26 protein-coding genes and 2 pseudogenes are annotated in these 26543 nt (G+C 42.3%); 25 read left to right on the top strand and 3 right to left on the bottom strand.

The window, feature by feature from the left end; genetic code table 11:
• Positions 1-3 precede the first annotated feature (3 nt).
• Positions 4-862: pseudogene (locus K6969_RS10700) on the bottom strand (IS630 family transposase); the annotation flags it as partial.
• A gap of 205 nt (positions 863-1067) precedes the next feature.
• Between K6969_RS10700 and K6969_RS10695 the strand changes: the two are divergent.
• The 19 genes from K6969_RS10695 (at position 1068) to K6969_RS10605 (ending at position 20822) form a co-directional block, all read left to right on the top strand.
• Positions 1068-1376, top strand: coding sequence for a hypothetical protein (locus K6969_RS10695; protein WP_253911847.1), 309 nt, complete (start codon positions 1068-1070; stop codon positions 1374-1376).
• Between the two features lie 16 nt (positions 1377-1392).
• On the top strand, positions 1393-1923 hold the full coding sequence (locus tag K6969_RS10690; RefSeq protein ID WP_024398711.1) for a hypothetical protein: 531 nt from the start codon (positions 1393-1395) through the stop codon (positions 1921-1923).
• Between the two features lie 33 nt (positions 1924-1956).
• A complete protein-coding gene (locus K6969_RS10685) occupies positions 1957-2907 on the top strand; it encodes a helix-turn-helix transcriptional regulator (protein WP_171943217.1) in 951 nt (316 codons plus the stop codon).
• A 216-nt stretch (positions 2908-3123) separates the two neighbouring features.
• Entirely contained in the window at positions 3124-4413 is a 1290-nt protein-coding gene (locus K6969_RS10680) for a DUF262 domain-containing protein (protein WP_029173791.1), read from the top strand.
• The gene (locus K6969_RS10675) at positions 4410-6305 is read left to right on the top strand and encodes a GmrSD restriction endonuclease domain-containing protein (protein ID WP_029173790.1); all 1896 of its coding nucleotides are present in this window, start codon (positions 4410-4412) and stop codon (positions 6303-6305) included. Before K6969_RS10680 ends, K6969_RS10675 begins: the two co-directional genes overlap by 4 nt.
• A gap of 197 nt (positions 6306-6502) precedes the next feature.
• Positions 6503-7780 (top strand): uracil-xanthine permease family protein, encoded by a 1278-nt coding sequence (locus tag K6969_RS10670; RefSeq protein ID WP_029173789.1) that lies wholly within the window; start codon positions 6503-6505, stop codon positions 7778-7780.
• A 203-nt stretch (positions 7781-7983) separates the two neighbouring features.
• Positions 7984-8253: a 30S ribosomal protein S15 gene (rpsO, locus tag K6969_RS10665; RefSeq protein WP_002938849.1), complete on the top strand. Its 270-nt coding sequence runs from the start codon at positions 7984-7986 to the stop codon at positions 8251-8253.
• A gap of 659 nt (positions 8254-8912) precedes the next feature.
• Entirely contained in the window at positions 8913-10559 is a 1647-nt protein-coding gene (locus K6969_RS10660; protein WP_321537405.1) for an ATP-binding cassette domain-containing protein, read from the top strand.
• A 15-nt stretch (positions 10560-10574) separates the two neighbouring features.
• Entirely contained in the window at positions 10575-11456 is an 882-nt protein-coding gene (locus tag K6969_RS10655) for a helix-turn-helix domain-containing protein (protein WP_171943242.1), read from the top strand.
• A 407-nt stretch (positions 11457-11863) separates the two neighbouring features.
• On the top strand, positions 11864-14083 hold the full coding sequence (gene pnp / locus K6969_RS10650; protein WP_171942964.1) for a polyribonucleotide nucleotidyltransferase: 2220 nt from the start codon (positions 11864-11866) through the stop codon (positions 14081-14083).
• A gap of 53 nt (positions 14084-14136) precedes the next feature.
• Positions 14137-14754 (top strand): serine O-acetyltransferase, encoded by a 618-nt coding sequence (gene cysE / locus K6969_RS10645; RefSeq protein WP_171942965.1) that lies wholly within the window; start codon positions 14137-14139, stop codon positions 14752-14754.
• A gap of 55 nt (positions 14755-14809) precedes the next feature.
• Positions 14810-15670, top strand: a complete 861-nt coding sequence (locus K6969_RS10640; protein WP_171942966.1) for a GNAT family N-acetyltransferase — start codon at positions 14810-14812, stop codon at positions 15668-15670.
• Position 15671: 1 nt separating this feature from the next.
• On the top strand, positions 15672-16445 hold the full coding sequence (locus K6969_RS10635; protein ID WP_171942967.1) for a nucleoside phosphorylase: 774 nt from the start codon (positions 15672-15674) through the stop codon (positions 16443-16445).
• Complete coding sequence (locus K6969_RS10630; protein ID WP_024418656.1) at positions 16439-16624, top strand: hypothetical protein; 186 nt, start codon at positions 16439-16441, stop codon at positions 16622-16624. Before K6969_RS10635 ends, K6969_RS10630 begins: the two co-directional genes overlap by 7 nt.
• 10 nt (positions 16625-16634) lie before the next feature.
• On the top strand, positions 16635-17978 hold the full coding sequence (gene cysS, locus K6969_RS10625; protein WP_171942968.1) for a cysteine--tRNA ligase: 1344 nt from the start codon (positions 16635-16637) through the stop codon (positions 17976-17978).
• Entirely contained in the window at positions 17971-18369 is a 399-nt protein-coding gene (locus K6969_RS10620) for a Mini-ribonuclease 3 (protein WP_171942969.1), read from the top strand. The genes cysS and K6969_RS10620 overlap by 8 nt, the downstream gene beginning before the upstream one ends.
• Before the next feature lies 1 nt (position 18370).
• Positions 18371-19225 carry a helix-turn-helix domain-containing protein gene (locus K6969_RS10615; RefSeq protein ID WP_171942970.1) on the top strand — a complete coding sequence of 285 codons (855 nt, stop codon included), beginning with the start codon at positions 18371-18373 and terminating at the stop codon, positions 19223-19225.
• Positions 19226-19334: 109 nt separating this feature from the next.
• Entirely contained in the window at positions 19335-20465 is a 1131-nt protein-coding gene (locus K6969_RS10610) for an ABC transporter ATP-binding protein (RefSeq protein ID WP_171942971.1), read from the top strand.
• 138 nt (positions 20466-20603) lie between these two features.
• Positions 20604-20822, top strand: coding sequence for a hypothetical protein (locus tag K6969_RS10605; protein WP_024375727.1), 219 nt, complete (start codon positions 20604-20606; stop codon positions 20820-20822).
• On the opposite strand, the gene K6969_RS10600 is transcribed toward K6969_RS10605, so the two are convergent.
• On the bottom strand, positions 20819-21787 hold the full coding sequence (locus tag K6969_RS10600) for an aromatic acid exporter family protein (RefSeq protein WP_171942972.1): 969 nt from the start codon (positions 21785-21787) through the stop codon (positions 20819-20821). The two genes, K6969_RS10605 and K6969_RS10600, sit on opposite strands and share 4 nt — an antisense overlap.
• 69 nt (positions 21788-21856) lie before the next feature.
• The gene (locus K6969_RS10595; RefSeq protein ID WP_171942973.1) at positions 21857-22246 is read right to left on the bottom strand and encodes a DUF1761 domain-containing protein; all 390 of its coding nucleotides are present in this window, start codon (positions 22244-22246) and stop codon (positions 21857-21859) included.
• 137 nt (positions 22247-22383) lie between these two features.
• Between K6969_RS10595 and rlmB the strand changes: the two genes are divergently transcribed.
• The 6 genes and pseudogenes from rlmB to rpsI all read left to right on the top strand — a co-directional run bounded on the left by rlmB (position 22384) and on the right by rpsI (position 26521).
• A complete protein-coding gene (gene rlmB, locus K6969_RS10590) occupies positions 22384-23112 on the top strand; it encodes a 23S rRNA (guanosine(2251)-2'-O)-methyltransferase RlmB (protein ID WP_105100549.1) in 729 nt (242 codons plus the stop codon).
• A pseudogene (locus tag K6969_RS10585) lies at positions 23113-23623 on the top strand (NYN domain-containing protein).
• On the top strand, positions 23620-24480 hold the full coding sequence (locus K6969_RS10580) for a DegV family protein (protein WP_029175110.1): 861 nt from the start codon (positions 23620-23622) through the stop codon (positions 24478-24480). Before K6969_RS10585 ends, K6969_RS10580 begins: the two are co-directional and overlap by 4 nt.
• 62 nt (positions 24481-24542) lie before the next feature.
• Positions 24543-25436, top strand: coding sequence for a haloacid dehalogenase-like hydrolase (locus K6969_RS10575; RefSeq protein ID WP_171942974.1), 894 nt, complete (start codon positions 24543-24545; stop codon positions 25434-25436).
• A 226-nt stretch (positions 25437-25662) separates the two neighbouring features.
• Entirely contained in the window at positions 25663-26109 is a 447-nt protein-coding gene (gene rplM, locus K6969_RS10570; RefSeq protein ID WP_024381069.1) for a 50S ribosomal protein L13, read from the top strand.
• A gap of 19 nt (positions 26110-26128) precedes the next feature.
• On the top strand, positions 26129-26521 hold the full coding sequence (gene rpsI, locus K6969_RS10565) for a 30S ribosomal protein S9 (RefSeq protein ID WP_002942223.1): 393 nt from the start codon (positions 26129-26131) through the stop codon (positions 26519-26521).
• Positions 26522-26543 lie beyond the last annotated feature (22 nt).

The raw sequence follows: 26543 nt of genomic DNA, 5'->3' as shown, positions 1-26543 counted from the left end.
CAATCAAGTGTTTTTTAACCATCGTCTACTAACAATTGGTTTTAAAATAGACCAATCTAACTCTCGTATCACTTCTTGAAGCTTGTTTATCACATCATCTAGTGTTTTAAAAGCTTTATTCTTAAACCCTCTCTTTCGAATCTCAGCCCAAACTTGTTCAATTGGATTCATTTCAGGAGTATAGGGAGGAATAAACTCAAAACCAATATTATGTGGTTTCTCTAAGGTACTTGATTTATGCCAAACGGCATTGTCCATCACTAATAAAATATAATCGTCAGGATAAGCTTCAGATAGTTGTTTGAGAAAAACATTCATCCAATCTGTATTGCAACCCCCAGCGATAATGAAGAAGGACTCTCCTGTATGGGCATCAATAGCACCATAGCAATAGCGATACTCACGAATATAGTGGCTATGTACATGCGGTCTCACCCCTTTTGGTGCCCAGGCCTTTCCAATTTTACTAATCCGACCGAAACCCGCCTCATCTTGATACATTAGTCTGACTTTATGATAGCGACGACTATTCTTGAAGCGCTTTCCTATTTTCGTGAATGAAGATTTTATTTTTAGACGCTAGAATCGTTTCGGCGTCTGCTTTTTTAGGGTGTTCTGGTCTTGGCGTCACTTTGCGCCAACCATGGCGTTTCAGAAGGGCATAGAATCCTTCCTTGGTCGTAGGGTGTCCAACCCGTTTCTGATAAGTTTCGTAGAGAGAGTTTATGGTCACAAATTCGCCATTTAGTGAAGCTGTTAACTGTTCTTTTAGAAATGCTTCCTCTTCTTGAAGGGTTAAATATTGACGGTTCCGTCCACCTCGCGTTTCTCTTACTAGAGCTGAAATCCCACCAAGCTCATACTTGCCTTGTAAGGACCAGATTGTATACTTTGAATAGCCGATAAGGTTAGTGATTTCTCTATAACTGAGACCTTCGGCTCTGAACAGGATTACTTGAAGTCGTCTATGAAATGGGGAATAGGTTTTATCTTTCAAATAAGTTTTTAATTCGTTTGTTTGTTCGATAGTAAGTTTCATAAATCTATTATACGTTAGTTTTTGTTTTTTGAACAGTATTAGAATGATGTTGAGTAAAAAAGACTATTCTATTGAATCTAGTTGTGAGAGGGTATTGCGTTCGCATTTTTCAAAAGTTGGAACAACCGAATATTTTGGTAATGGACGCTATGTTCGTAAATTAATAGAAGCTATCTTGTATCAACAGGCGACTCGGGTAATGGAAAGGATAGGTAAGAGGGATTTGGATGAAACAGAGATGAATGTCGTAATAGAAGCTGATATTAAGGACGCCATTCAAGAATTATCAGAGTTGGAATCAACTCAACGGTTAATAGGTTTTGGATTACAGGGATAGAAGAAAGGAATTGCACATGAATAACAATGGTTTGAACGAAAACGCTGTGTTTAATGATATGGAAATTTTAGAAATATTTATCGATTTGCTATACAGAAATTTGGACTCGGATACCAAGGTGAGAAGCTCTTTTGACAGTATCAATCGGGAAGTGAGTGATTTTTTTGGAATCCCACAAAAGAGCTATATCGGACAACTTTTATACATTATTTCAGATGTTGATCACATCAGAAAGAGCTTTGTTGACCACATAGAATTTTACTATCGAGAGATGAATAGGAAAGTGAAAAGAGTAGTCGGAGTCAGTCTGGCTATAGAAATAGTACAAAATGTTCATTTTCTAGAAGAATTTGATGTTGTGATGATTGAAAATATTGAAGAATTTTATAATAGTACCGATGCGATTCAGAAGAAGTTGGCAAGAATTTTGGAAAGTTATCTAGAAACAGGCGGAAAATTACTGGTAACTGGTTGCGAGTTTGATAATTCAAACGACTCATTAAGCAAGATTCTCTACCAAGGAAATTTATTGAATTTGACTTGTTAAGAGTGGTATAATCTTGTTAGAATTGAGGCTTATATGAACGACCAAGAAAGACTACTAATCATATTTTTACGTTTGCAATCAGGATCATATCTGAAAAAGTCACAGTTGGCAGATGAATTTGGAGTTAGTGAGAAGACAATTCAGAGAGATTTTGCTCTACTAGGAGGATTTATCGAAAGTCAGCCGATGATTGCAGCAGAGTTAACCTATGATTCTAAGCACCATACTCGCTTTTTAAAAGGGAAGTCTCTTTTTAACAAAAAGGAAATTCTAACCATTTCTAAGATTTTGCTAGAAAATCGTGCTTTGAATAAGGAAGAAAATAAGGCTGTTTTAGATAGCTTGTTTGCTCTGGTATCGAAAGATGAGCAGAAAGAAATTTCTACCATCATCGCTAGTGAACTATTAAACTATGCCCCGCTTTCAGATACTCAAAACAGAATTGATAAGATTTGGGAATGGTCAGAGGCCATTCGTAAGGAATTGGTATTAGATATTCGCTACCAATCTCCCTACAATGTAGAAAAGAAACACACAGTTTTTCCTGTGTCACTCTACTACGATAGTCATTACTTTTACCTTGTAGCTTATAATCTAAAACATTCATCCTATATGACTTTAAAGTTAGATAGGATTTTAGACTGGAAACTTTCGACTGAGAAGAAGCCAGCTATTTCTTATGGCAAAAAGTTTCGAGATGGCGAAGTGCGGAATAAGCGCCTGGATTCTTTTATGGGACGGGAACTGACCATAAGAGTTAGATTTAGCTATGATCCGACCATTGTCTTGGATCAATTTCCGACAGCAAAGATTATCGAAATCAACTCCGAAGGCAACATCATTGAATTTGTAAGTCAAGATACACCAGGCTTAAAACCTTGGTTGCTGAGTCAGGCTGATGCCCTCACTGTACTTTCTCCTAGTTCACTTGTAGAAGATATGAAACATTTTCTCAAAAATATGCAAGAAAACTATAAAAATTAGATATATGGGACACTATTTGTCCACTCTGTGTATTAGAATGGTTGTATCAGTACTATAACTCTTGATTGAAAGGAGGGAAGTATATGCAAGAATGGATTGTGGTAGATCAATTTGGAAATACGATTGCAGGACCGTTTTACGATAAAACAGCTGCGGAAATGCATGCGAAAATGATTCCGAATGCAAGTGTAGAGAAAAAATAGGAGAATAAGTAGAATGACTGATATTACTTTGAGGCATATGACGTTAGAGGAACTTTTGAAGGACAATAGGCTCCATATCCCAAATTATCAACGCCCTTATAAATGGCAACGTAAACACATTCGCCACTTATTCTATGATGTCAAAGAAGTTATAGACTCTAAAAAGGACATTTATCAAGTTGGTTCTCTTATTTTACATGATAAAAAACAAACTTTAGATATTGTTGATGGACAACAGCGGACTATCTCCGTTGCATTATTTTTACAGGCTTTAGGAAAGTTGAATGACTACATCGGTGCTCAGCAGTTACTGAATCAAAAATTTGACGTGGTTTCGTGTCAACATGCTAAGGAAAATTTTGAAGAGTGGAAAATACTGATTGACCTAGATGATGAAAAGGCGCAAAAAGTTTGTGACTTTCTTCTTAAAAATTGTGAAATTGCTGTTATTACAATGCCACATAATCGATTATCTGAAGCTTTCCAACTTTTTGATTCTCAAAATAATCGGGGAAAAGCTTTAGAGCCACACGACCTGCTTAAAGCCTATCATTTGAGAAATACCTCTGAAATCAGTGAAGATTTGATCGAAAATTGGGAAAAAATTGTTACAGACGAAAAGGTCAATTTAAAAGACTTATTTAACCAATATCTTTTTAGAGTACGACGGTGGTCAATTGGTGAAACTGGGTTGACTAAGCGTCGTCAAGGTTCATACCTTCGCTTTACAGAAGATTTTATCGATGATTTTAAAGGTGTCGGTTTACATCATAATGATTACCCTTATCTGAATCTTTTTAGACTATTAAAAGAACAAAATATTGATTATCCTATTTCTTTAACGATGCCAATTATTGATGGAGAGTACTTTTTCTCTTACATTAATCAGTCACATAAAATGATTCAAAATAGAGAAACTTGGTTTGAAAGTCTCAGTCTAGACTCCAAAATGCTAAAGATTTTACATTCTACTAAACAACGTTATAACCGGAATCGTAATTTATTCGATAATCTAGTATTGCTTTTTGTGGATAGGTTTGGTCAGGGAGCTTTAGATAAAGATATTGTTGAAACAATTTTTATATGGGCCTATTATCCACGTATAAAAGCGCGTGCCATTTATGATAGCACTTTAGCCAATTATGCTGCGGGTGGAATTTTTCAACGGCGTACAGTTCAAAAATTATTTCAGCTATTACATCATGCTAGTACACCAAGCGATTTTTTGCAGAAAATCAATCGTGATCAATTTGAACATTTTACCTTGGAGAAAATTCTTGAGGAAGAGGAGCTTAATAAATGACTAAGACAGCTACTTTGACAGTTACAAAACTTCTGACTGAAGATGAATACATTGTTCCTCTTTATCAGCGAAATTTTTCATGGACATATGATGAGATTGAGCAATTGCTTATTGACATAGCAGATGCCTACAACGAACGTGAAAATCGTCCTGATTATTATATCGGAACACTGGTTGTTCATCAAAAAGGAAATATGTACCACATTATTGATGGACAACAGAGAACAACAGCTTTGACTTTGTTGGCATTGGTTTTGAGAAATGAGTATCACATTCAGTTCCCTGACTTGAAGCTCTTAAATTTTGAAGCGCGTAAGCAGTCCAATGCTTCTTTGCAGCAGTTATTTGAGAATAGCAGTGCTGAATTTGAGAATATGGATGAGATTATTAGAGGTTACCAAAACACAAAATTAGCACTCAATAAAATTCTGTCCGAACAGTTTAAAATGGAAGTGACAGTATATGCTGAGTACCTCTTTCAACACGTTATTATTTTTAGAAATATGCTACCTACTGACTTAGATTTGAATCTTTATTTTGAGCGGTTTAATTCAAGAGGGGAGCAATTGGAATCTCATGAAATTATTAAGGCTCAGTTGATGGCGAAGCTTGATGATGAAGAAGCTGCTAAGTTTGCTAAAATCTGGGATGCCTGTGCAGACTTCGAGAAGCCGGTAGTTAAATCATTTCAAATGAGAAAGAAAAGAAAGGAAACGTTTAAAGAAAGAGAAAACATTTTTGGTTGGCATTTTTCAAATTATAAATTAGCCAATATCTATCGATTTATTGATAACACAAATAGTTCAAAAAAAAGTATATTAGATACCCTAGAAGATTCAAGTTCATTGGTATTTGATGACATCGTAGACGACAAAGAGATTGGAAAATATACAACCGTTATTAACTTTGAAACACTACTCTTGTATACTGTTTCTATTATTGAAAATATTCCCCCACAAGATGTTCAATTAGATGATAAGAAACTACTTGATGTTTTTATGGTAAGTGAAAAAGGAAGGGATTGGGTCATTTACTTCTCGGAAACTTTATTAAGCATCAGACACCTATTTGATAACTATGTCATTAGAAACGCAAGCGAAGATACATCAAGGCGGTCAAAAAACGACTGGTTTCTTAGCAAAGGTACTTACTATGAGTATCAAAGAGACAATCGGAAAAATACAGATTACTTTGTAGAAGAACATTTCGAGAATAATACTTTTCCAGATAAAGCAGTGAATGATACCATTATTATGCTCCAGTCTATGTTTGCAGTGACCTTTACATCAAATCGAGATAGTCGTTGGCTATATGAGACTTTGGTCTATCTATTCGAGAATGTTGAGCATTTGCAAGATGAAGTATTTGGACACCAGTTTGTAATTTTTCTCGAAGCGTTGGCAGTTCGATATGCTGATGACCGGTTATTTACAGAAGATGGTCAAGAATTTAGACGCTACCCTAATATGCCTATCTATGCTTTCAATTTTATTGATTATGTCTTATGGAAAAATCAAAATAATCTACAGGAGTACTTTTTTGATTCAAGGAATTTTAGATTTACTTATCGTCGTTCCGTTGAACATTGGTATCCTCAGAATCCAAATTTTGAAGATAGTGGGATGTTAAGAATGTCTGATAGTCTGCTTCATTCTTTCGGAAACCTTTGTATTATCACGGACAGTCAAAATTCGAAGTTTGGGAACTCTAGACCTCAGGCCAAGTATAGCCAATGGGAAAAGATATTTGGGAACCAAAGTCTAAAACTGCAATGGATGGCTAAACTTACTGGAAATTCGGATGACAATTGGAATGGTGAGGTAATCAGGGGGCATGAGGACAAGATTTTAACGTTAGTTAAGGAATTTATTGAAAGTACGAAAAACATTTGATTTTTTTCAAACTTTTAGTATATATCAGAAAAAAATTCCTTGCCAAAATCCGAACTTTTGTGTTACAATACCAAAAGCGTAGGTTTTTAAACTCATCCCGTGAGGTGAGAAAGACAACAGGAAAAATTATTAAGGGCCTATGACTATGTATATTTAGAAAGTCTGGGTCTTTTTTGTGTACCCAGAATGGGAGATTTATGAGTACAAAAGCCAATCTTTTGTTTGATGTCCATGAGAAACCAGCACCGCTTCAAGGGATTTTGTTGAGTTTCCAGCACGTGTTCGCCATGTTCGGAGCGACAATCTTGGTGCCACTGATTCTCGGTATGCCAGTTTCCGTGGCTCTCTTTGCATCAGGTGTCGGAACCTTGATTTACCAAGTGGCAACCCAGTTTAAAGTTCCAGTTTACTTGGGTTCATCCTTTGCCTACATTTCTGCTATGGCGCTTGCCATCAAAGAAATGGGCGGTGATGTATCAGCTGCGCAGACAGGTATTCTCTTCGTCGGCTTGATTTACGTCTTGACTGCGGCTCTGGTCAAAGTTATCGGTACTAAGTGGATTGATACCCTCTTGCCACCGATTGTTATCGGCCCTATGATTATCGTTATTGGTCTGGGTCTTGCCAACTCTGCCGTGACTTCGGCAGGCTTTGTCGCAGACGGTGACTGGAAAAACGTCGTTGTGGCGATCGCAACCTTCTTGATTGCTGCTTTTGTCAATACCAAAGGGAAAGGCTTCGCCAAGATTGTTCCATTCTTGATTGCCATCATCGGTGGTTACGTGATTGCCCTCTGTCTTGGTTTGGTTGACTTCACACTTGTTCTGGAAGCAGCTTGGTTTGAATTGCCAGGTTTCTACCTACCATTTGAAACAGGTGTCTTCAAGGCCTACAATTTCTACTTCGGTCCAGAAATGATTGCTATCTTACCAATTGCTGTTGTAACAGTAGCTGAGCATATCGGAGACCACACGGTTCTCAGTCAAATCTGTGGCCGCCAGTTCTTGAAAGATCCAGGTCTCAGCCGTACCTTGATTGGTGATGGTGTGGCGACTGCCGTATCAGCCTTTATCGGTGGACCTGCTAACACGACCTACGGTGAAAACACAGGGGTTATCGGCATGACCCGCATCGCATCAGTATCCGTTATCCGTAATGCAGCCTTGATTGCCATTGCCTTCTCATTCTTGGGTAAATTTACAGCCCTTATCTCAACCATTCCAAGTGCTGTACTCGGTGGTATGTCTATCTTGCTCTACGGTGTTATCGCCTCAAACGGTTTGAAAGTTTTGATTGAAAGCCGTGTTGACTTCGGTCAAGTCCGCAACCTGATTATTGCAAGCTCAATGCTGGTATTGGGTCTTGGTGGAGCAGTTCTCAACATCGGTGCCATTACCCTCTCAGGAACAGCCCTCTCAGCCATTGTAGGTATTATCCTCAACCTCATCTTGCCAAAAGCAGAAAAGGCAGAGTAAATGTGATATACAAGCAGAAAGTTAGCTTCGGCTGGCTTTTTTTGAAAATAGCAGAGCTACTCAGCTAGTCTTCAAATCAGTTGACAAAAAAGACAATCCTTGATAGAATAAATGAGGTCCAAAAGGACAAATCTAGCTTTTTCTTGGTTACAGGTCGCCAACCTGTCACTCGGATTAGGCTCAAATACAAAGGAGAACATATCATGGCAATCTCAAAAGAGAAAAAAAATGAAATCATGGCACAATATGCTCGTCATGAAGGCGACACAGGTTCAGTTGAAGTACAAGTAGCAGTACTTACTTGGGAAATCAACCACCTTAACGACCACATCAAACAACACAAAAAAGACCACGCAACTTACCGTGGTTTGATGAAAAAAATCGGTCGCCGTCGTAACTTGTTGGCATACCTACGCCGCACAGACGTAAACCGTTACCGTGAATTGATTCACTCACTCGGACTCCGTCGTTAATCAAGATACGAGAACGCAAAAAAATCCGTATGAGTTTTACAGTCCAGTGGACTGTAAAAGGTTTGAGCCTTGAAACTCAAAAGCGAAAAGGAGATTGTCACAGCGACTTGTCGCAAGGCAATCTATCTTTTTCACTAGGATTTTCGTTCGAGTTCAATTCAGAGAGAGGCCAGGACTTTTGTCCCAGCTTCTTCTTTATTTTTCCATTCTCTTTTTTCCGAGTTTTTAGGCTGTGTTCGACTAATCAAGATGTTAGAGCGTTAAGAAAGTCCAGCAAAAATAGGAATTCATCGCAGTGTGCTTTAGCATACAAGCTGAATGCCAGACTTTTAGCTCGCTCCAACAGTCTGTTGGAGGCTGGAAATGAAACGAACTAGTTCGTTTCAACAATTCAGATAGAACCTGATTTCAGGTTCTTTTTGTTTGTCTTATTCAAGCGCAATATGAATCTTTGATAGTGGATAGAGATTTTGGGCTAAAAGTCCATGTTTTTGAACATCAAATCAAAATAATGTTTATAAATAACAAAAAAATTATATAAAATATAATAAAATGATTGATTTTTTTAAAAAAGTATTTTATACTCGTCTTATATAGATACGTCAAATATAAGCAAGGCATACAAACAGCACCCTCAGAGTTTGCTTTATATTTACTTGATGAAATCTTTAGAAAATGGAGAACGGGTTATGAAATTAAAACAGGTATGGAGAATATTGCCTAAGTTTAAAATATGCTTACTCTTGCTTGCATTGATAGGAGCAAGCTTTGACGGGATTATTATGTCTCAGGTTATTTCGAGAGTTAGTCAATTTAGCTCGGAATCAACTGTAAAAGATGTTTTACTATTCGCCGGTTGCAGTATATTGTTCTATTTATTGATTCAATTATCAGATTTATTTGTTTCAATAATAAAAAACGACTTACTAAAAAATCTGCATAAAAGGTATAAGATGGAACTGTTAAACTATCTTGGAAATAAGGAGAATGCATTAGATGTTACAGGGTCTCTTGCGGTATTAACAGTAGATTTAAAATTAGTAGAAGATAAATATTTTTCCGTTCTTTTTGATTGCTTATACTACAGTCTTTTAGGGGCGGTTTCATTGATATATCTTGTCTATCTAAGTCCTGCAATTTCTGTATTATTTATTATTTTCTCATTTCTTCCAATGTTGCCAGCAATACTATTTAGCAAATATCTAGGAACTGCAACAGAGAATTTTACTAAGTCGAATGAGAAATTTATTCGTAGCATAAAAGATATTTTTCAAGGTTTTTCGGTTCTATGGACATATGGTGCGAATCGTAAGTTTTTAGGGATGGCTGAGACAGTTGTCAATGACTTAGAAAATAGTAATGAGGCATTAAATAATAAACACAGCATAGTTAATCTTGTTTCTTCCATGCTGTCGTGGTTAAGTTATATTGTTCCAATAACTGTAGCTCTAGTATTTGTAACCCAAGGGAAACTAGATGCTAGTATTGTTATCGCTTTATTTTTAGCCAGTGACCGTGTTATCTATCCATTTAGAAATGTTTCGAACTATTTACGAATGATACAATCAACGGAGCCAACTCGAAAAAAATTAGAGAAAATGTTACAGGATTCTCAGCAACAGGAAGTGTTTGAAAATCATATTGATGAATCAATATTGAAGCCTGAGATTCATTTTTCAGGAGTAGCCATTGGACATGGAACAGCAATTATCAAAAATTTTAATGCTACAGTCCCATATGGTCGTAAAGTGCTGATTAGAGGAGCTTCAGGAAGTGGAAAGACGACCTTGCTAGATAGCATACAGGGTGTACTGCAACCGTTGGAAGGGGAAATATCTGTATTAAATCATCAGAAAAAAATAAGTAATCCTAGCAATCAAATGGCAAGAATCCAACAATCGCCCTACTATTTTGAGGCAAACTTAAAAGAGAATCTCCTAATGGCACTTGAATCAGTTCGTGAGGAGGAGTTGTTAACCTTGCTTTCAGAGCTGGGGTTGGTAGAAGAGCTGGGTGAAGATTGTTTAGAGAAATATTATGGTGAAAATGGGGCGCAGTTATCAGGAGGACAAAAACAACGTATTGAGATTGCCAGAGCCCTCCTTCATAATAAGAAAATCTTGTTAGTTGATGAGGGGACATCGGCAATTGATAAACAATCCTCAGCCCTCATTCGTAAAAAACTTGCCAATTTACCAATTACAATCTTTGAGGTTGCTCATCACTATTCAGAGTCGGATCTTGGCCTATACGATGAGATATGGGAAATTCATCCGAATAGTGGTACAATAGAGAAAATACTATGAATTGGAATGTGAATTGTGAAAGAAAAAATTGCTAGTCTTATTAAGCGGACGCGTTTGGAGAAAGGATTTAGTCAAAAAGAACTGTCTGAGGGTATTTGTGCTCAAGCAGTTATTAGCAAAATTGAAAAAGCTGAGGTTTCTCCATCAGTCGAATTATTTTTTAAACTTGTCAAAAAATTAGACATTGATTCTAGTGTGATATTGGAATTGTTTCAACTAAAGAAGAGTACAGAAGAATCGATTCTTACGGATGAATTGAAGTCCATTCTTTACCGAAGAGAGTATGATACATTGGAATATTTTTTGCAGTTTATTTCAAAAGATTCTGTATCTCCGATTCAAATGCCATATATACAATACCTTAATGGGGTATTGTTATTTGGGAAATACAAAAAGTCAAATGAAGCTTTAGAGATTTTGGAAGGGTTGCTGCCTACTTTGGTTGAAAATGCTAATCTATTTTTACGAGTTGGGATTGCCATTGCGGGAATATATTCGGAGTTAGAAGAGTATGCAACATCATTGAACCAATATGAAAGTCTCATTCATCACTATCATGAGTCGAATGATTGGGAGTTGAAAGTATTATTTCAATACGGATATTCTAGAATTTTGTACCTGTGTAACAACTTTGAAAAAGCCTTGGTTTATAATGCAGAATCACTAGAAATATTAAAGAGTCGAAATACTTTATTTATGTTAGGCAATACTTTGTTAATGAGAGCCAACATATTAGCAAAACGCTCCATTATTTCAGAAGCAATTGATATGGTCAAAAAATCAATAGTTGTTTATGACTTAGAAGGCGACGAGCTCTTAAAAAATTTAGCTCAGTCACTCCTTATAGATTTATTGGAACAGGAGTCGCAAGACGAAAAAGAAATTAATGAAATTTAGTGTATTATTGCTTACATATGTAATATTATTTGGAGATAAGATTCCACCAGTAATACTAAGTTAAAATTGGGAATCAGTATAGATGATGATAAAACACCTAAATTCCTCAGAATAAGTCGGAATTAGGTGTTTTTGATTGGTGTAAAAAGATGAGAAGTACATGGGTTACAACTTTTCATATTTTATAGATAGTTGATTTTAGAGTCGGTTTTACGATGGGCAGTTCTTTATTTGTTTTTCCACGGTTTCTATCAGAAATTCCTTCCTCAATTCCCCACATTTTCCATCAAATATGATAAAATAAGAAGTATGCGTGGTTTTGTGCAAAAGAGAGTGAAACAAGTCTGTTTGATTGTCTTTTGTAGAAAACACGCAAGAAAAACTTCAGAAAAAATAGGAGACAATTCATGTCAAAACAAGTATTTGAAACGGTTTTTGCTGGCAAGAAATTGGTCGTTGAAACAGGTCAAGTTGCCAAACAAGCCAACGGTGCGGTGGTCGTTCGCTATGGTGACTCCACAGTCTTGACTGCGGCGGTTATGTCCAAAAAAATGGCGACGGGAGATTTCTTCCCCCTCCAAGTCAACTATGAAGAGAAAATGTACGCTGCTGGGAAATTCCCAGGTGGCTGGATGAAGCGTGAAGGCCGTCCGTCAACTGATGCGACCTTGATAGCTCGTTTGATTGACCGTCCGATTCGTCCAATGTTTGCGGAAGGCTTCCGCAACGAAGTCCAAGTCATCAACACGGTCCTTTCTTACGATCCAGATGCTTCTGCTCCAATGGCAGCTATGTTTGGTTCTTCATTGGCATTGGCAATCTCAGACATCCCATTCAACGGCCCAATCGCAGGGGTACAGGTCGGCTATGTCAATGGTGAACTCGTCATCAACCCTGACAAGGCACAAATGGAAGAGTCCCTTCTGGACTTGACAGTGGCTGGTAACAAGGACGCCATCAACATGGTTGAGTCTGGTGCCAAAGAATTGTCAGAAGACATCATGTTGGAAGCCCTCTTGAAAGGTCATGCGGCCATTCAAGAACTCCTTGACTTCCAAAATCAAATTGTAGCAGCAGTCGGCAAGGAAAAAGCAGATGTGGAGCTCCTTCAAGTGGACCCAGAATTGCAGGCTGAGATTGTTGCAGCTTACAATGACGATTTGAAAAAAGCGGTGCAGGTTGAAGAAAAGTTGGCCCGTGAAGATGCAACCAATGCCGTGCGTGAGACGGTCATCGCAGCCTACGAAGAAAAATACGCTGAACACGAAGAATTCGACCGCATCATGCGTGACGTTCATGAAATCTTGGAGCTCATGGAGCACGCAGAAGTTCGTCGTTTGATTACAGAAGACAAGGTCCGCCCAGATGGACGCCGTGTGGATGAGATTCGTCCATTGGATGCAGAAGTAGATTTCTTGCCAAATGTTCACGGTTCAGGTCTCTTTACCCGTGGTCAAACGCAAGCCCTTTCTGTCTTGACCTTGGCACCAATGGGTGAAACCCAAATCATCGACGGTTTGGATGATGAGTATAAGAAACGCTTCTTACACCACTACAACTTCCCACAATATTCAGTGGGATCAACAGGTCGTTACGGAGCACCTGGTCGTCGTGAAATTGGTCACGGAGCCCTTGGTGAGCGTGCTCTCGAGCAAGTTCTGCCTAGCTTGGAAGACTTCCCTTACGCTATCCGCTTGGTGGCAGAAGTCTTGGAGTCAAACGGTTCTTCATCACAGGCTTCTATCACAGCTGGTACCCTTGCCCTCATGGCAGGTGGTGTGCCAATCAAGGCACCCGTTGCAGGGATTGCCATGGGTCTGATCTCAGACGGTACCAATTATACCGTCTTGACCGATATTCAAGGTCTTGAGGACCACTTCGGCGACATGGACTTCAAGGTAGCTGGTACTCGTGACGGTATCACAGCCCTTCAAATGGACATCAAGATTGACGGTATCACACCGCAAATCTTAGAAGAAGCCTTGGCACAGGCTAAGAAAGCTCGCTTTGAAATCCTCGATGTGATTGAAGCAACTATCCCAGAAGTTCGTCCTGACTTGGCACCAACTGCACCGAAGATTGACACTATCAAGATTGATGTGGATAAGATTAAGATTGTCATCGGTAAGGGTGGCGAAACCATCGATAAGATTATTGCAGAAACTGGCGTGAAAATCGATATTGACGAAGACGGTCTTGTGGCTATCTTCTCACCAGATCGCGATGCGATTGAGCGGACCAAGGAAATCATCGCAGGTCTTGTTCGCGAGGCAAAAGTGGACGAGGTCTTCCAAGCAAAAGTGGTTCGTTTGGAGAAATTCGGTGCCTTTGTCAACCTTTTCGACAAGACAGATGCCCTGGTCCACGTTTCTGAAATGGCTTGGACTCGTGTCAATAAACCAGAAGACCTAGTTGAAATCGGCGATATTGTTGATGTCAAAGTTATCAAGATTGATGATAAAGGACGTATTGACGCTTCTATGAAGGCTCTTCTTCCAAAACCAGAAGGTTATGTGGAGCCAGAAAAACGCGAGCGTTCAGACAAACCTCGCCGTCCAAGAGACTACAAAGAGAAAAAAGAAAACAACTTTGGCGAATTCAAATTCCACAAGGTTGAAAAGAAATAAGCTGAGTAGACAAGTTCGGTAGCGGGCTTGTCTTCTCGCTAGAAGGAGTGACTATGGGTTGGTGGAAGGACACCATTGAGATTGTAAAAGAAAAAGATCCGGCAGCACGGACGACCTTGGAAGTTCTTTTGACCTACCCAGGTGTCAAGGCCTTGGCTGCCCACCGTTTGTCCCACTGGATGTGGAAAAAAGGTTTTAAATTACTAGCTCGGATGCACAGCCAATTTTGGCGTTTTTGGACTAATATTGAAATTCATCCAGGTGCTGAGATTGCTTCAGGTGTCTTCATTGACCACGGAGATGGTTTGGTTATTGGTGAGACGGCCATTATTGAGTCTGGTGTCATGCTTTACCACGGGGTAACGCTTGGTGGTACGGGTAAGGATTGTGGCAAACGCCATCCAACTGTACGAAGAGGAGCTCTGGTTTCTGCACATGCACAGGTCATTGGTCCCATTGAGATTGGGGAAAATGCTAAAGTGGGTGCTGCTGCCGTTGTCCTAGCCGATGTTCCAGCAGATGTGACAGTGGTCGGTATGCCGGCTAAAATCGTACGTGTTCATGGTCAAAAAGATGAAAAAGTCATTCATGACATGGAAGGTGGCCGTGAACACTACACGACTAAGCTTGCGGAATTACGAGAAGCTAGCCACCATTCGTCGCATTTGTAGGAAAGCCACATATAGTAAGTCCTAAGTGAGTTAGCCATAGAAAGGAAAAATAAGCATGATACTAGCCACTAATGTCCTAAATCCCCAGCAGTTGTCTGCAGCAAAAACCCTGATAAGCACTGTACAATCCCATGACGGGACCTATCGTGCCCCTTACCTGTCAAATATGCTCAACTTTGACCCTGAAATGCCAGCTTTTTTCTTGGCCTATCAAGGCGAACAGTTGGTGGGGCTCTTGACTGTGTATGCCGATGATGAGGATGTGGAGCTTGCAATTCTCGTGCACCCAGACTACCGTAGACAGGGTCTGGCACGCAAGCTCTATGATTGCTACCAGACGAAGACGGCTAACTATCCTATCGCTAGTGTGACCTTTCAGACCGAACGTGTCTTTCTTGACAGGCACCCAGACCTTGCGACAGCATGGAACTTGGTAGAAGTTACGGATACGGAGACATGGCTGGGTCGTGAACGAGTGCCTTATCAGCTCTCACAACAGGCTGAACTCACAGTGAGTTTGGCACAGGCTCACCATGCAGACGACATTGCACGTTTCCAAACAAAGGTCTTTGATAGCGACTATGAGGTGGCTCTTCGTTACGCACGTGAGGCTATCGCTGATGCGGACAGCTTGCTTTACCTTTTGGAACATAGCGGAGCGGTTATCGGTTCATGCACAGTAGATATATCGACCGATGATAACTATCTTTACGGTTTAGCTATCGCACCAGACCAGCAACAAAAAGGTTACGGCACCTACTTAGTCAAAGCTGTCATCAATGACCTTATCAGGAAAAATGACAAACCTTTTCAAATCGCCGTCGAAGATGATAACCTCATCGCTAAGCGGCTGTATGAAAATATCGGTTTTATAAAGCAGACACAAGTGGTCTACTTAGACCCGAAAGAAGGTTGATATGCTATTAGAAGAATTTGAAAACACCTCTGCAGTTATTGAACCGACGGACAAGGCCATTCGTGGTGGCGGTGAGGTATGTGAGACCATGATTTTCTCCTTCAATGGGGAAATTGTAGATCGTGTCCGTCAGCTACCTGAGAGCAGAGAAGGTGGTCATTTACAGACCCTAAACGGTCGCCATCCTTGGTATATTTTGGAAAGAGATGGCCTGCAGGTTGCGGTCATATTGGCAGTAATCGGTGCTCCCATGTCGGTTGGTCACTTGGAGGAACTGAAAGCCTGTGGCTTTGAGAATTTTATCGTTCTGGGTTCTTGTGGGGTGCTGGATAAGTCGCTTGCTGCGGATAAGATTATCCTTCCTAGCTCTGCTCTTCGGGACGAGGGAACTAGTTACCACTACGCTCCTGCCAGCGATGAAATCAGCTATGACCCTGCTTTGCTATTGACCATGGAAAAGGCCTTGGACCAAGTGGGAATCGAGCACGTGCGGGCCAAGACCTGGACCACGGACGCTTTCTTTCGGGAAACGGCTGCCAAAGTCAAACGCCGCCTAGCGGCTGGTGCTATGGTGGTCGATATGGAGGCTTCTGCTATCATGGCTTGGGCCAATTATCGTCAGGCCAAGGTCTATCAATTTTTCTACACGGCAGACTATGTGGACCACCACAAGAACGAGTGGGATACCCGTCGGGAAGAACGAACGGCTGACAGTATGACCTTCTTTGAGGTAGCCATGGCGATTGCAAGAACATTAGAAAGTAGATCATGTTAAAAAAATTAGTAAGACAAAACTGGCCTTATGTGTTGACCGCCATCGGTGGAACAATTCTATTTATCCTTAAATTTTCCCAAGGAAACTGGCAGTTAGGGATGATTTGGTTGGCTGCAACAGCTTATTGGCTAGTAAAATTGTATCAAAAGTATCAAGTCCTAAAGAATACTCAGAAGTAATGGAGAAACTATGATTAAAATTTACGATACCATGACTCGCAGTTTGCGTGACTTTGTGCCCTTGGAAGAGGGCAAGGTCAAGATGTATGTCTGCGGACCAACGGTTTACAACTATATCCATATCGGTAATGCCCGTAGCGTTGTGGCTTTTGATACCATCCGTCGCTATTTTGAATACCGTGGCTTTGATGTAGCTTACATTTCAAACTTTACGGATGTGGATGACAAGATTATCAAAGCTGCCAATGAAGCTGGCATGTCAACCAAGGAACTGTCTGATAAATTTATCGCAGCTTTCAAGGAAGATGTGGCAAAGTTGGGTGTCAAGCCTGCTACCAAAAATCCTCGTGTCATTGACTACATAGATGAAATCATTGATTTTGTACAGGTCTTGATTGACAAGGGCTATGCCTACGAGGCGGCTGGGGATGTTTATTTCCGTGTGGAAAAGGCTGAAAACTATGCTCGTTTGGCCAACAAAACCCTGTCTGACTTAGAGGCTGGGGCTTCTGGTCGGGTTGAGGGAGAAGGTCAACTGAAAGAACATCCTTTCGACTTTGCCCTGTGGAAAACTGCCAAGCCAGGCGAAGTTTCTTGGGAAAGTCCTTGGGGAGCAGGTCGTCCAGGTTGGCATATCGAGTGTTCGGTTATGGCGACAGAGATTTTGGGAGCTACCATTGATATTCACGGTGGTGGTGCGGATTTGGAATTCCCTCACCATACCAATGAAATCGCCCAGTCTGAGTGTAGAACGGGTCAAACCTTTGCGAATTATTGGATGCACAATGCCATGCTAAACATCAACGATGAGAAGATGTCCAAGTCCTTGGGCAATTTCCTGACAGCACATGATATGTTGGAACAGATTGACGGTCAGGTCTTGCGATTCTTCCTATCTACCCAGCACTACCGCCGTCCGCTCAACTACACTGAGAAGGCTATTTCAGATGCGGAAATCAATCTCAAATATCTGAAAAATACTTATACACAACCTGTGCAAAACTTTGTGGATAAGTCAGGTCTTGAATTGCATTTGGCGGCCTTTGAAGCAGCCATGGATGATGATTTCAACGCAGCAAACGGCATTACGGCTATCTTTGACTTTGCCAAGTGGATCAACTCAGGCAACTATGATGAAACTGTAAAAGAAGCCTTTGGCAAGATGCTCGCCGTCTTTGGTATTGTCTTTGAAGAAGAAGTCTTGGACAGCGAGATTGAAGCCTTGATAGCAGAACGTCAAGCAGCGCGTGCCAATCGGGACTTTGTGACGGCTGACCGGATTCGGGATCAATTGGCAGCTCAGGGCATCAAGCTCTTAGATACCAAGGATGGTGTGAGGTGGACACGTGACTAAGGCAGTAGATGTTAATCTCATCAATGGAATTGCCCTGGCTTTTGAAGGGGATGCGGTCTATTCCATGTATGTCAGACGGCACTTGATTTTCAAGGGGCTGACCAAGCCTAACAAATTGCATGGAGAGGCCAACAAATATGTCTCGGCCAAGGCTCAGGCAAGTCTGATCTCTGCCCTCTTAGAAGCTCAGCTATTGACCGAAAAAGAGGAAGAGATCTACAAGCGGGGCCGCAATACCAATAGCCACACCAAGGCCAAGAATGCGGACGTGGTCACCTATCGGATGTCCACAGGCTTTGAGGCGGTTTTGGGCTATTTGCACATGACCGAGCAGATTGAACGACTAGAGGAGTTGGTCGCTTGGTGTGTTGACAAAATAGAAAGGGGATAAGATGGACGAAAAGGAACTTGTAAGCTGGTTTCCGCAGGCAAAGTTGTCACAAGTAGAGGGTGAATGCTCACTTCAATTGGGCGACGGATCTTATCTGGACTTGTCTGATGCAGACTTGACGGATCGGGAAGGCTACCTTTTGTCCTTGCTATCACATCCTCGAAAGCAGGTCCAGTCAAGTCCCTGGCAGTCCTATCTACACGATCAGGGAAGGCTTCCTCAGACAGTTGAGGCCATTCAATTTATCCATATCCACCTTTGGTCACAAAAAGAAGCCCAGCTGGATGCTTGGCAGGCCATGATGACCGACCTCCTTCCCAGCCAGGTAGCTCAGGTGCAACTGACGGCTCAGGACTACCTCTTTATCCTGGAGCAAGGCACTTGGACAGACTATCAAACCCTTCTAGCAGATACCCTGTCGGCCTTGGAGTTTGACTTCGGCTTGCGGTTGACCCTTTTGGTCGGACAGGTCTGGCCCAAACACATCGCAGACCACTGGCCTAGACTCTATCAAGCAGAAGCTCAACTCTTTGCTCACTGGCGGGCACGCTACCAGCAGTCAGCCGTCCTCTCCTTTAGTCAACTCTTTCTTTGGGGACAAGGCAGAGCAGGCTTAGAATTTAGCCTGATAAAAGCCAGTATGCTGGAGCTGATTGATCAGCAGGATATGCAGGCTATCATTCTAGCCCTATGGACAGAAGGAGCTGTGGTTACCAAGGCCGCTCAAGTCCTCTATATCCACCGCAATACTCTCCAATACCGTTTGGACAAGTGGCAGGATATGACCGGGCTCCAGCTCAAAGACCTGACCGACTTGAGTTTCTGTTATCAAATTTTATTAGATAGAATTTACTAGTCTTTTGTGCAACTTGTACAAAAGATTTTTATATTTTTGTTCAGATTGACATGGAAAAATAAAGCGTTTTCATTTACAATAGAGGCATCAAAGAAAGCGAGGATTGAACATGGTTCAACTTAATTTAAAAAATATTTATAAAAAATATCCAAATAGCGAGCATTATTCCGTTGAAAACTTTAATCTAGATATTAAAGATAAAGAGTTTATTGTTTTCGTAGGTCCGTCAGGATGCGGTAAATCAACTACTCTTCGTATGATTGCCGGATTGGAAGATATTACAGAAGGTGAAGCTTACATCGACGGTGTGTTGATGAACGATGTGGCACCAAAAGATCGTGACATTGCCATGGTATTCCAGAACTACGCGCTTTACCCTCATATGACTGTATTTGACAACATGGCATTTGGTTTGAAATTGCGTAAGTACAGCAAGGATGAAATCAAAAAACGTGTGGAAGAAGCAGCACAAATCCTTGGATTGACAGAATTCTTACAACGTAAGCCGGCAGACCTTTCTGGTGGTCAACGCCAACGTGTTGCCATGGGTCGTGCCATTGTCCGTGATGCCAAAGTATTCCTGATGGATGAGCCTTTGTCAAACTTGGATGCTAAATTGCGTGTGTCCATGCGTACAGAGATTGCTAAAATCCACCGTCGTATTGGTGCAACAACGATCTATGTAACGCACGACCAAACAGAAGCCATGACCTTGGCTGATCGTATTGTTATCATGTCTGCGACTAAGAATGAAGCAGGTACAGGTACAATTGGTCGTATCGAACAAATTGGTAGCCCAGAAGAGCTTTACAATAAACCTGTAAACAAATTTGTTGCCAGCTTCATCGGTAGCCCAGCTATGAACTTCTTCACAGTGACGCTTCAAGATGGTGAACTTGTTGGAGATGGCTTCAAGGTAGCTCTTCCAGAAGGACGCCGCAAGCACTTGGAAGAAAAAGGTTACAATGGCAAATCATTTACCCTCGGTATCCGTCCAGAAGACATCAAGGCTTCTCAGTTGGAATTGGACACTTATCCATCTTCCATCGTAGAAGCAGAAGTGGTGGTATCTGAGCTTCTCGGTGCAGAAACCATGCTCTACTCTAAAGTAGGTAGCACAGAGTTTGTGTCTCGTGTCGATGCGCGTGACTACCACAACCCAGGAGACAAAGTTCGCTTGACCTTCAACCTCAACAAAGCACACTTCTTTGATGATGAAACAAGCAAGGCGATTGTCTAACCTTTCTAAAATTGTTCATAAAACACCTGACCGTCGGATGAAAATCTGGCGGTTTTTTTGGGTTGAGAACGCATGAATACTTGATTTTTTTATTAAATTCTATATAATAAATATAGAAAACACTTACAGGAGGTTCCTATGAAGACACTACTGAAAAAAATTCGTATAACGGCTCTTTATATTTTGCTTTATAATCTCATTTTAATCCTCTCCATTTGGCTAGGAAAGGTATCTTCTAAGGAAGAATTTATGATTGCAGTTGCAGGGAATGCGGTCATGATGGGCCTATCTTTCGTGCATTTGCACAACCAAGTATCAGATGAATTTCATGGAAAAGTAGAAGAACCGTCGGCTTAAACTGACGGTTCTTGGTCTTTATAGACTTCGTAAAAATCAACCTTGAGGCGAATAAAGACCTCCATGTCGTGTAGGAGTTGGAAGAGGGTGGCCCGAGTTTCAAATTCTTCTCTGGTTTGCGGCAGAGGTCGCTCGCGGAAGGTGGCATGGAAGAGTTCGATGTCCAGGAGCAGTTCTTTGGCAGAATTTTCTCGGCTTAGTTGCTGGGCTGTTCGTTCGAAGAGGCTGGACAGGATGACATTTTCTCTGCCTTTCAGTAAACATTTGTTGATATTTCCTGCCATGGTCCGCAGGATTTTGTTTTGTGCTGCCCGCATTTCAAAGTAATGGACCTGGTAATTGGTCTGCTGGAAGAGCTGGTTGTGGCGGTCTAGATAGACGACTTTCAGGGCTTCATCCAAGGTCTTATCCAGCTGCGTAATCAATTCTGCCTCGTTTCGTCCGTCGCCGTTGAGCAGAAAGGCTTCAAAGCGGAGCAGAATCTGCTTGAGCAGGTCTTCGACTTGGTCGTGATAGACCTCGATTTTCTTTTCTTGCGAGGGCATATAGAGGTTAAACAAGAGTGCCAGTCCTGCCCCAATCAGAAAAAGCGCCAGCTCATTTCCCAAAAAAATCAGCGAAATATCCTGCTCCAGCAAGAGATGGGTAACGAGGACAGTCGAGGGGGCAATGCCAGCCTCCCAGTTAAAACGGTAGGCCAGAGGGACATAGAGGGCTAGGTAGATGCCCAGGGTCCAGATACCAAAGCCAAAGAGGGCGAAGGTCAGGACGGCTATGGTCAGGGCTAGCAGGGTGGAGAAGAGGCGGTTGCGAGCCATTTTGAAGCTGGACTTGCGGGTATCGAGGACGCTGAGAATGGCGATGATGCCAGCCGCTGTCGCATAAGACAAGCCTAGGGCGGTCGCTAGGTAAATGGCTAGGATGGTTGCGAAAATCAGTTTGATAGTGCGGAGGGAGAGGGACATGGTGGCTCCTTTGGTCTTAATCTGTTTCTATTGTACCACAAAACCCTCCTAAAGCTAGGAGGGTTGATTTTATGCAAACAAAGCAATAATACCGACTACCAGGTAGCAGACTAGTTTGTAGCTTTCGTTGATGAGGATGAGGTTGATAGGGCGTTGCTCAAAGACGTAGTTTTTCAATGAAGCAAGGACCGCAATCACGCCCATGCCACCAGCCGCGTGAAGTGGTGAAACACCGAGGGTCTTGATGAAGAAAATAGTAATGATAGCAGTCAGCACTTCAATGACAAGGGAAATCACCATTTCCTTCTGGCCATTTTTTCCAGCCGGACGGTCTGCTTCTACCTTAGCCATGTCAATGCCTGAAGCCTTGATCCAAGTATCGCGGAAAATCAAACCATACCACAAACCACCAATAGCAAAGGCAATCAGACCTGCTACGATTCCAAAAATAAGTGTCATAAGTTCTCCTTTTTCGATTCCGTTTGTCCGGACAAATTGATAGAACTAAGGATAACATAGATTGTATAGGCGGTCAAGTTTTTCAGCTGGAACATAGTGAGCGCCTATTTTCAGTCAACCTATGCTATAATAAAACCATGGAACAAAATGATATCGTATATGGCGTGCATGCTGTGGTAGAGAGTTTGGAGGCCAACACCGGCAACAAGCTCTACATCCAGGATGATTTACGCGGAAAAAATGTAGAAAAAATCAAGGCCCTGGCGGCAGAGAAGAAGGTGTCGATTTCTTGGACGCCCAAGAAGACCCTGTCTGACATGACAGAAGGTGCCGTTCACCAAGGCTTTGTCCTGCGGGTCTCTGAGTTCGCCTATGCGGACCTGTCGGTGATTTTGGAAAAGGCAGAGCAGGAAGATAATCCCCTCATTCTCATCTTGGACGGTCTGACAGACCCCCACAACTTTGGCTCGATTTTACGGACCGCAGATGCCACTCAGGTGGCTGGCATCATCATTCCCAAGCACCGAGCAGTTGGCGTGACGCCCGTTGTGGCAAAGACCTCAACAGGTGCGGTGGTCCATGTCCCAATCGCCCGAGTAACCAATCTCAGCCAAACCCTTGATAAGCTCAAGGAGGCTGGTTTCTGGGTATTTGGTACCGATATGAACGGAACCCCAAGCCACAAGTGGAATACGACTGGCAAGCTAGCCCTTATTATTGGCAACGAAGGCAAGGGCATCTCCAGCAATATCAAAAAGCAGGTGGATGAGATGATCACTATTCCTATGAAGGGCCATGTCCAATCTCTCAACGCCAGCGTAGCAGCTGCTGTACTCATGTACGAAGTATTTCGGAAGAAAATCTAAATGAAAGAAAAAGTTCTCATCGTAGATGGCTACAACATGATTGCCTTTTGGCAGGCAACCAAGCAAGATTTTAAAAAGGGGGACTTGGATGCGGCCAGAACAACCTTGCTTCGAACCCTGTCTCACTACGCAGCCTTTGAACAGATTGAGGTAATTTGTGTCTTTGATGCTCACCATGTACCAGGTCTTCGCCAGCAGTATGACGAATTCAAGGTATCGGTCATTTTTACAGAGGAGGAAGAGCTACATAGAACGGCTTAGTGCCCAGCTCAATAGTGACCGTCGCAAGCAGGTTTCCGTCGCAACCAGCGACCTCAACGAACAATGGGTGGTCTTTTCACAAGGGGCCTTACGGGTTTCGGCGCGTGAGTTAGAGGAGAGAACCGGGGGCATCAAAAAGGACTTGGACAAGTTTGTGGACCAGGTAGAGCTCTACACCCCACGGCTCAATCCCTGGTCAGATGGGAATTTTCAAGCCTTAAAAGAAATGATGGAGGAAATGAAAGAGTGACATTTACAATCGTAACCGATTCGACATCGGATTTGCCAATCAGCTGGGTCCAAGAAAACGATGTGACCGTGCTTGGTTTGACCATTAACCTAGACGGCGTGACTTATGAAACAGTCGGTGAAAACCGCTTGACCTCAGCAGATTTACTGGAGAAAATGGCTTCTGGCAGCCAACCTACGACCAGTCAGGTCAATGTTGGTCAGTTTGAAGAAGTTTTTGAAGCGGCAGCCAAGGAAGGTCAGGAGGTGCTTTATCTCGCTTTCTCAGCAGCTCTTTCAGGGACCTACCAGAGTGCAGTCATTGCACGAGAGATGGTAATGGACCAATATCCAGATGCAGTCATCACCATCGTTGATACAAAGGCAGCGACCATTGGAGAAGGCTACTTAGTCATGAAAGCTGCGCAAGCACGTGCAGCGGGTAAGTCATTAGCTGAAACCAAGGCGCTCATCGAGGACTTGGTCCCACGCCTACGGACCTACCTCTTGGTCGATGACCTTAATCATTTGGTGCGAGGTGGACGCTTGTCTAAATCGGCAGCCCTCATCGGTGGATTGGTCAATATCAAACCTCTCCTTGCACTCAATGCGGAAGGGAAGTTAGAAGCCATTGCCAAAATCCGTGGTCGTAAAAAAGGAATCAAGGAAATGCTGAACCTGACCTTGGATAATTTGGATCATTCTACGGTTATGGTGGCCTATACAGGTGATTTGGAAGCTGCGAAAGCCATCAAAGCAACCTTGTTGGAAGACAGCCGTGTCAGTGATGTTCTTTTGACTGAGTTGGGTCCGATCATTGCCACCCATACAGGAACAGGGGTACTAGCTATCCTATCCATCAATAAGAAAGAGAGATAATCTCTATTCTTTATTCACACAAAAGAAAACGATTACAAACTAATGTCAATTTGGAGGTTCTTATGAAACGGTTATTGTCATGCTATGCTAGTGATATCGTGGGAGCGACTAAGGAGGAACTCAAGCAGTCCATTTTATCCAGTGAGGGTCGGATTCTCATGGGGGAAACGGTGGTGACAGTGGCTCCCTTGATTGCAGGGGTGACCAATGCGGAGATGATGGCTGCTTTTGGTTGCGACCTCTTGGTGCTCAACGAATTAGATGTGTTTCATCCGGAGATTGTTGACTTTTACGACTGCGACAATCCTATCGCTGAAATCAAGCGGTTGACGGGTCGATTGGTCGGGATAAACTTGGAGCCTGTGGATACTAGTCAGGAAGTCCAAGACCAGCAGGTTTTTCTAAAACCAGGTCGTCAGGTCAGTTCAGAAAGTCTGCGACAGGCCCAAGTTCTTGGCGTGGACTTCATCATGCTGACAGGCAATCCTGCTACGGGTGTGTCTATGGCTGCAATCCGCTCTGCTATTGGCCTTGCCAAAGAATACTTTGAGGGCCTCATCTTTGCGGGGAAAATGCACGGTGCAGGTCTGGGAGAGTCGGTCGTGGATAGTCAAGCCCTGCTAGATTTTGTGGACTTGGGGGCAGACGGTGTCCTCATTCCTGCGGTCGGCACGGTGCCGGGTGTGCGGGAGGAAATCGTGGCACCGATCGTCAGTCAGGTCAAGGCGCGTGGGGCTTTGGTTATTTCGACTATCGGGACTAGTCAGGAGAGTGCGGACAGTCAGACGGTGCGGGAGTTTGGGCTCAGCAACAAGCGGGTGGGCTCGGACATCCACCATATCGGAGACGGGGGCTACGGTCGTATGCCTGACCCTGAAAATATCTTGGCTCTGTCCTTGGCGGTTAGAGGCAAGCGGCATACCTATTTCAAAATGGGGCAATCGGTAAGAAGATAGGGATTTGGTGTCATTTTTCTGCTGTAACTGTTCGCTTTTTCTATCCTTGCTTTAGCCTGGAGAAAAAATAAAAAAAGTAAAGTAAAATAGCTTGACGGAGAACAGTAGTTTTGATAGAATGGTATACGGTATTGTTTACCCCATTTGAAAGGCCCCGGAACCTTCCAAATACCCGCGGAACGGAACATCCGCCTAGTAAACAAAAACGATTCGTATAGGAGAAATCATGAACAAAACAACATTTATGGCTAAACCAGGCCAAGTTGAACGTAAATGGTATGTAGTAGACGCTACTGATGTACCTCTTGGACGCCTTTCAGCAGTAGTTGCTAGCGTTCTTCGTGGTAAAAACAAACCAACTTTCACACCTCACACTGATACTGGTGACTTTGTTATCGTCATCAACGCTGAGAAAGTGAAATTGACTGGTAAAAAAGCAACTGATAAAGTGTACTACACTCACTCATTGCACCCAGGTGGTTTGAAATCAATCACAGCTGGTGAATTGCGTTCTAAAAACGCTGTTCGTTTGATTGAAAAATCAGTTAAAGGTATGCTTCCACACAACACACTTGGTCGTGCACAAGGCATGAAATTGAAAGTGTTTGTGGGTGGCGAGCACACTCACGCTGCACAACAACCAGAAGTACTTGATATTTCAGGTCTTATCTAAGGGAAAGGACGTAATCTAAATGGCACAAGCACAATACACAGGTACTGGTCGTCGTAAAAACGCGGTTGCACGCGTACGTTTGGTCCCAGGTACTGGTAAAATCACAGTAAACAAAAAAGATGTAGAAGAGTACATCCCACACGCTGACCTTCGTTTGGTTATCAACCAACCATTCGCAGTAACTTCAACACAAGGTTCATACGACGTTTTCGTTAACGTGAACGGTGGTGGTTACGGTGGTCAATCAGGTGCGATCCGTCACGGTATCGCGCGTGCATTGCTTCAAGTAGACCCAGACTTCCGCGATTCATTGAAACGCGCAGGCCTTCTTACACGTGACGCTCGTATGGTTGAACGTAAGAAACCAGGTCTTAAGAAAGCACGTAAAGCATCACAATTCAGTAAACGTTAATATACCGCGATATATCAACGTT

It is taken from the genome of Streptococcus suis, assembly GCF_019856455.1.
In the GTDB taxonomy this organism is placed as follows: Bacteria; Bacillota; Bacilli; order Lactobacillales; family Streptococcaceae; genus Streptococcus; species Streptococcus suis_AE.
The sequence above is the reverse complement of the archived record's forward strand: the minus strand, read 5'-3'. Positions and strand labels throughout refer to the sequence as shown.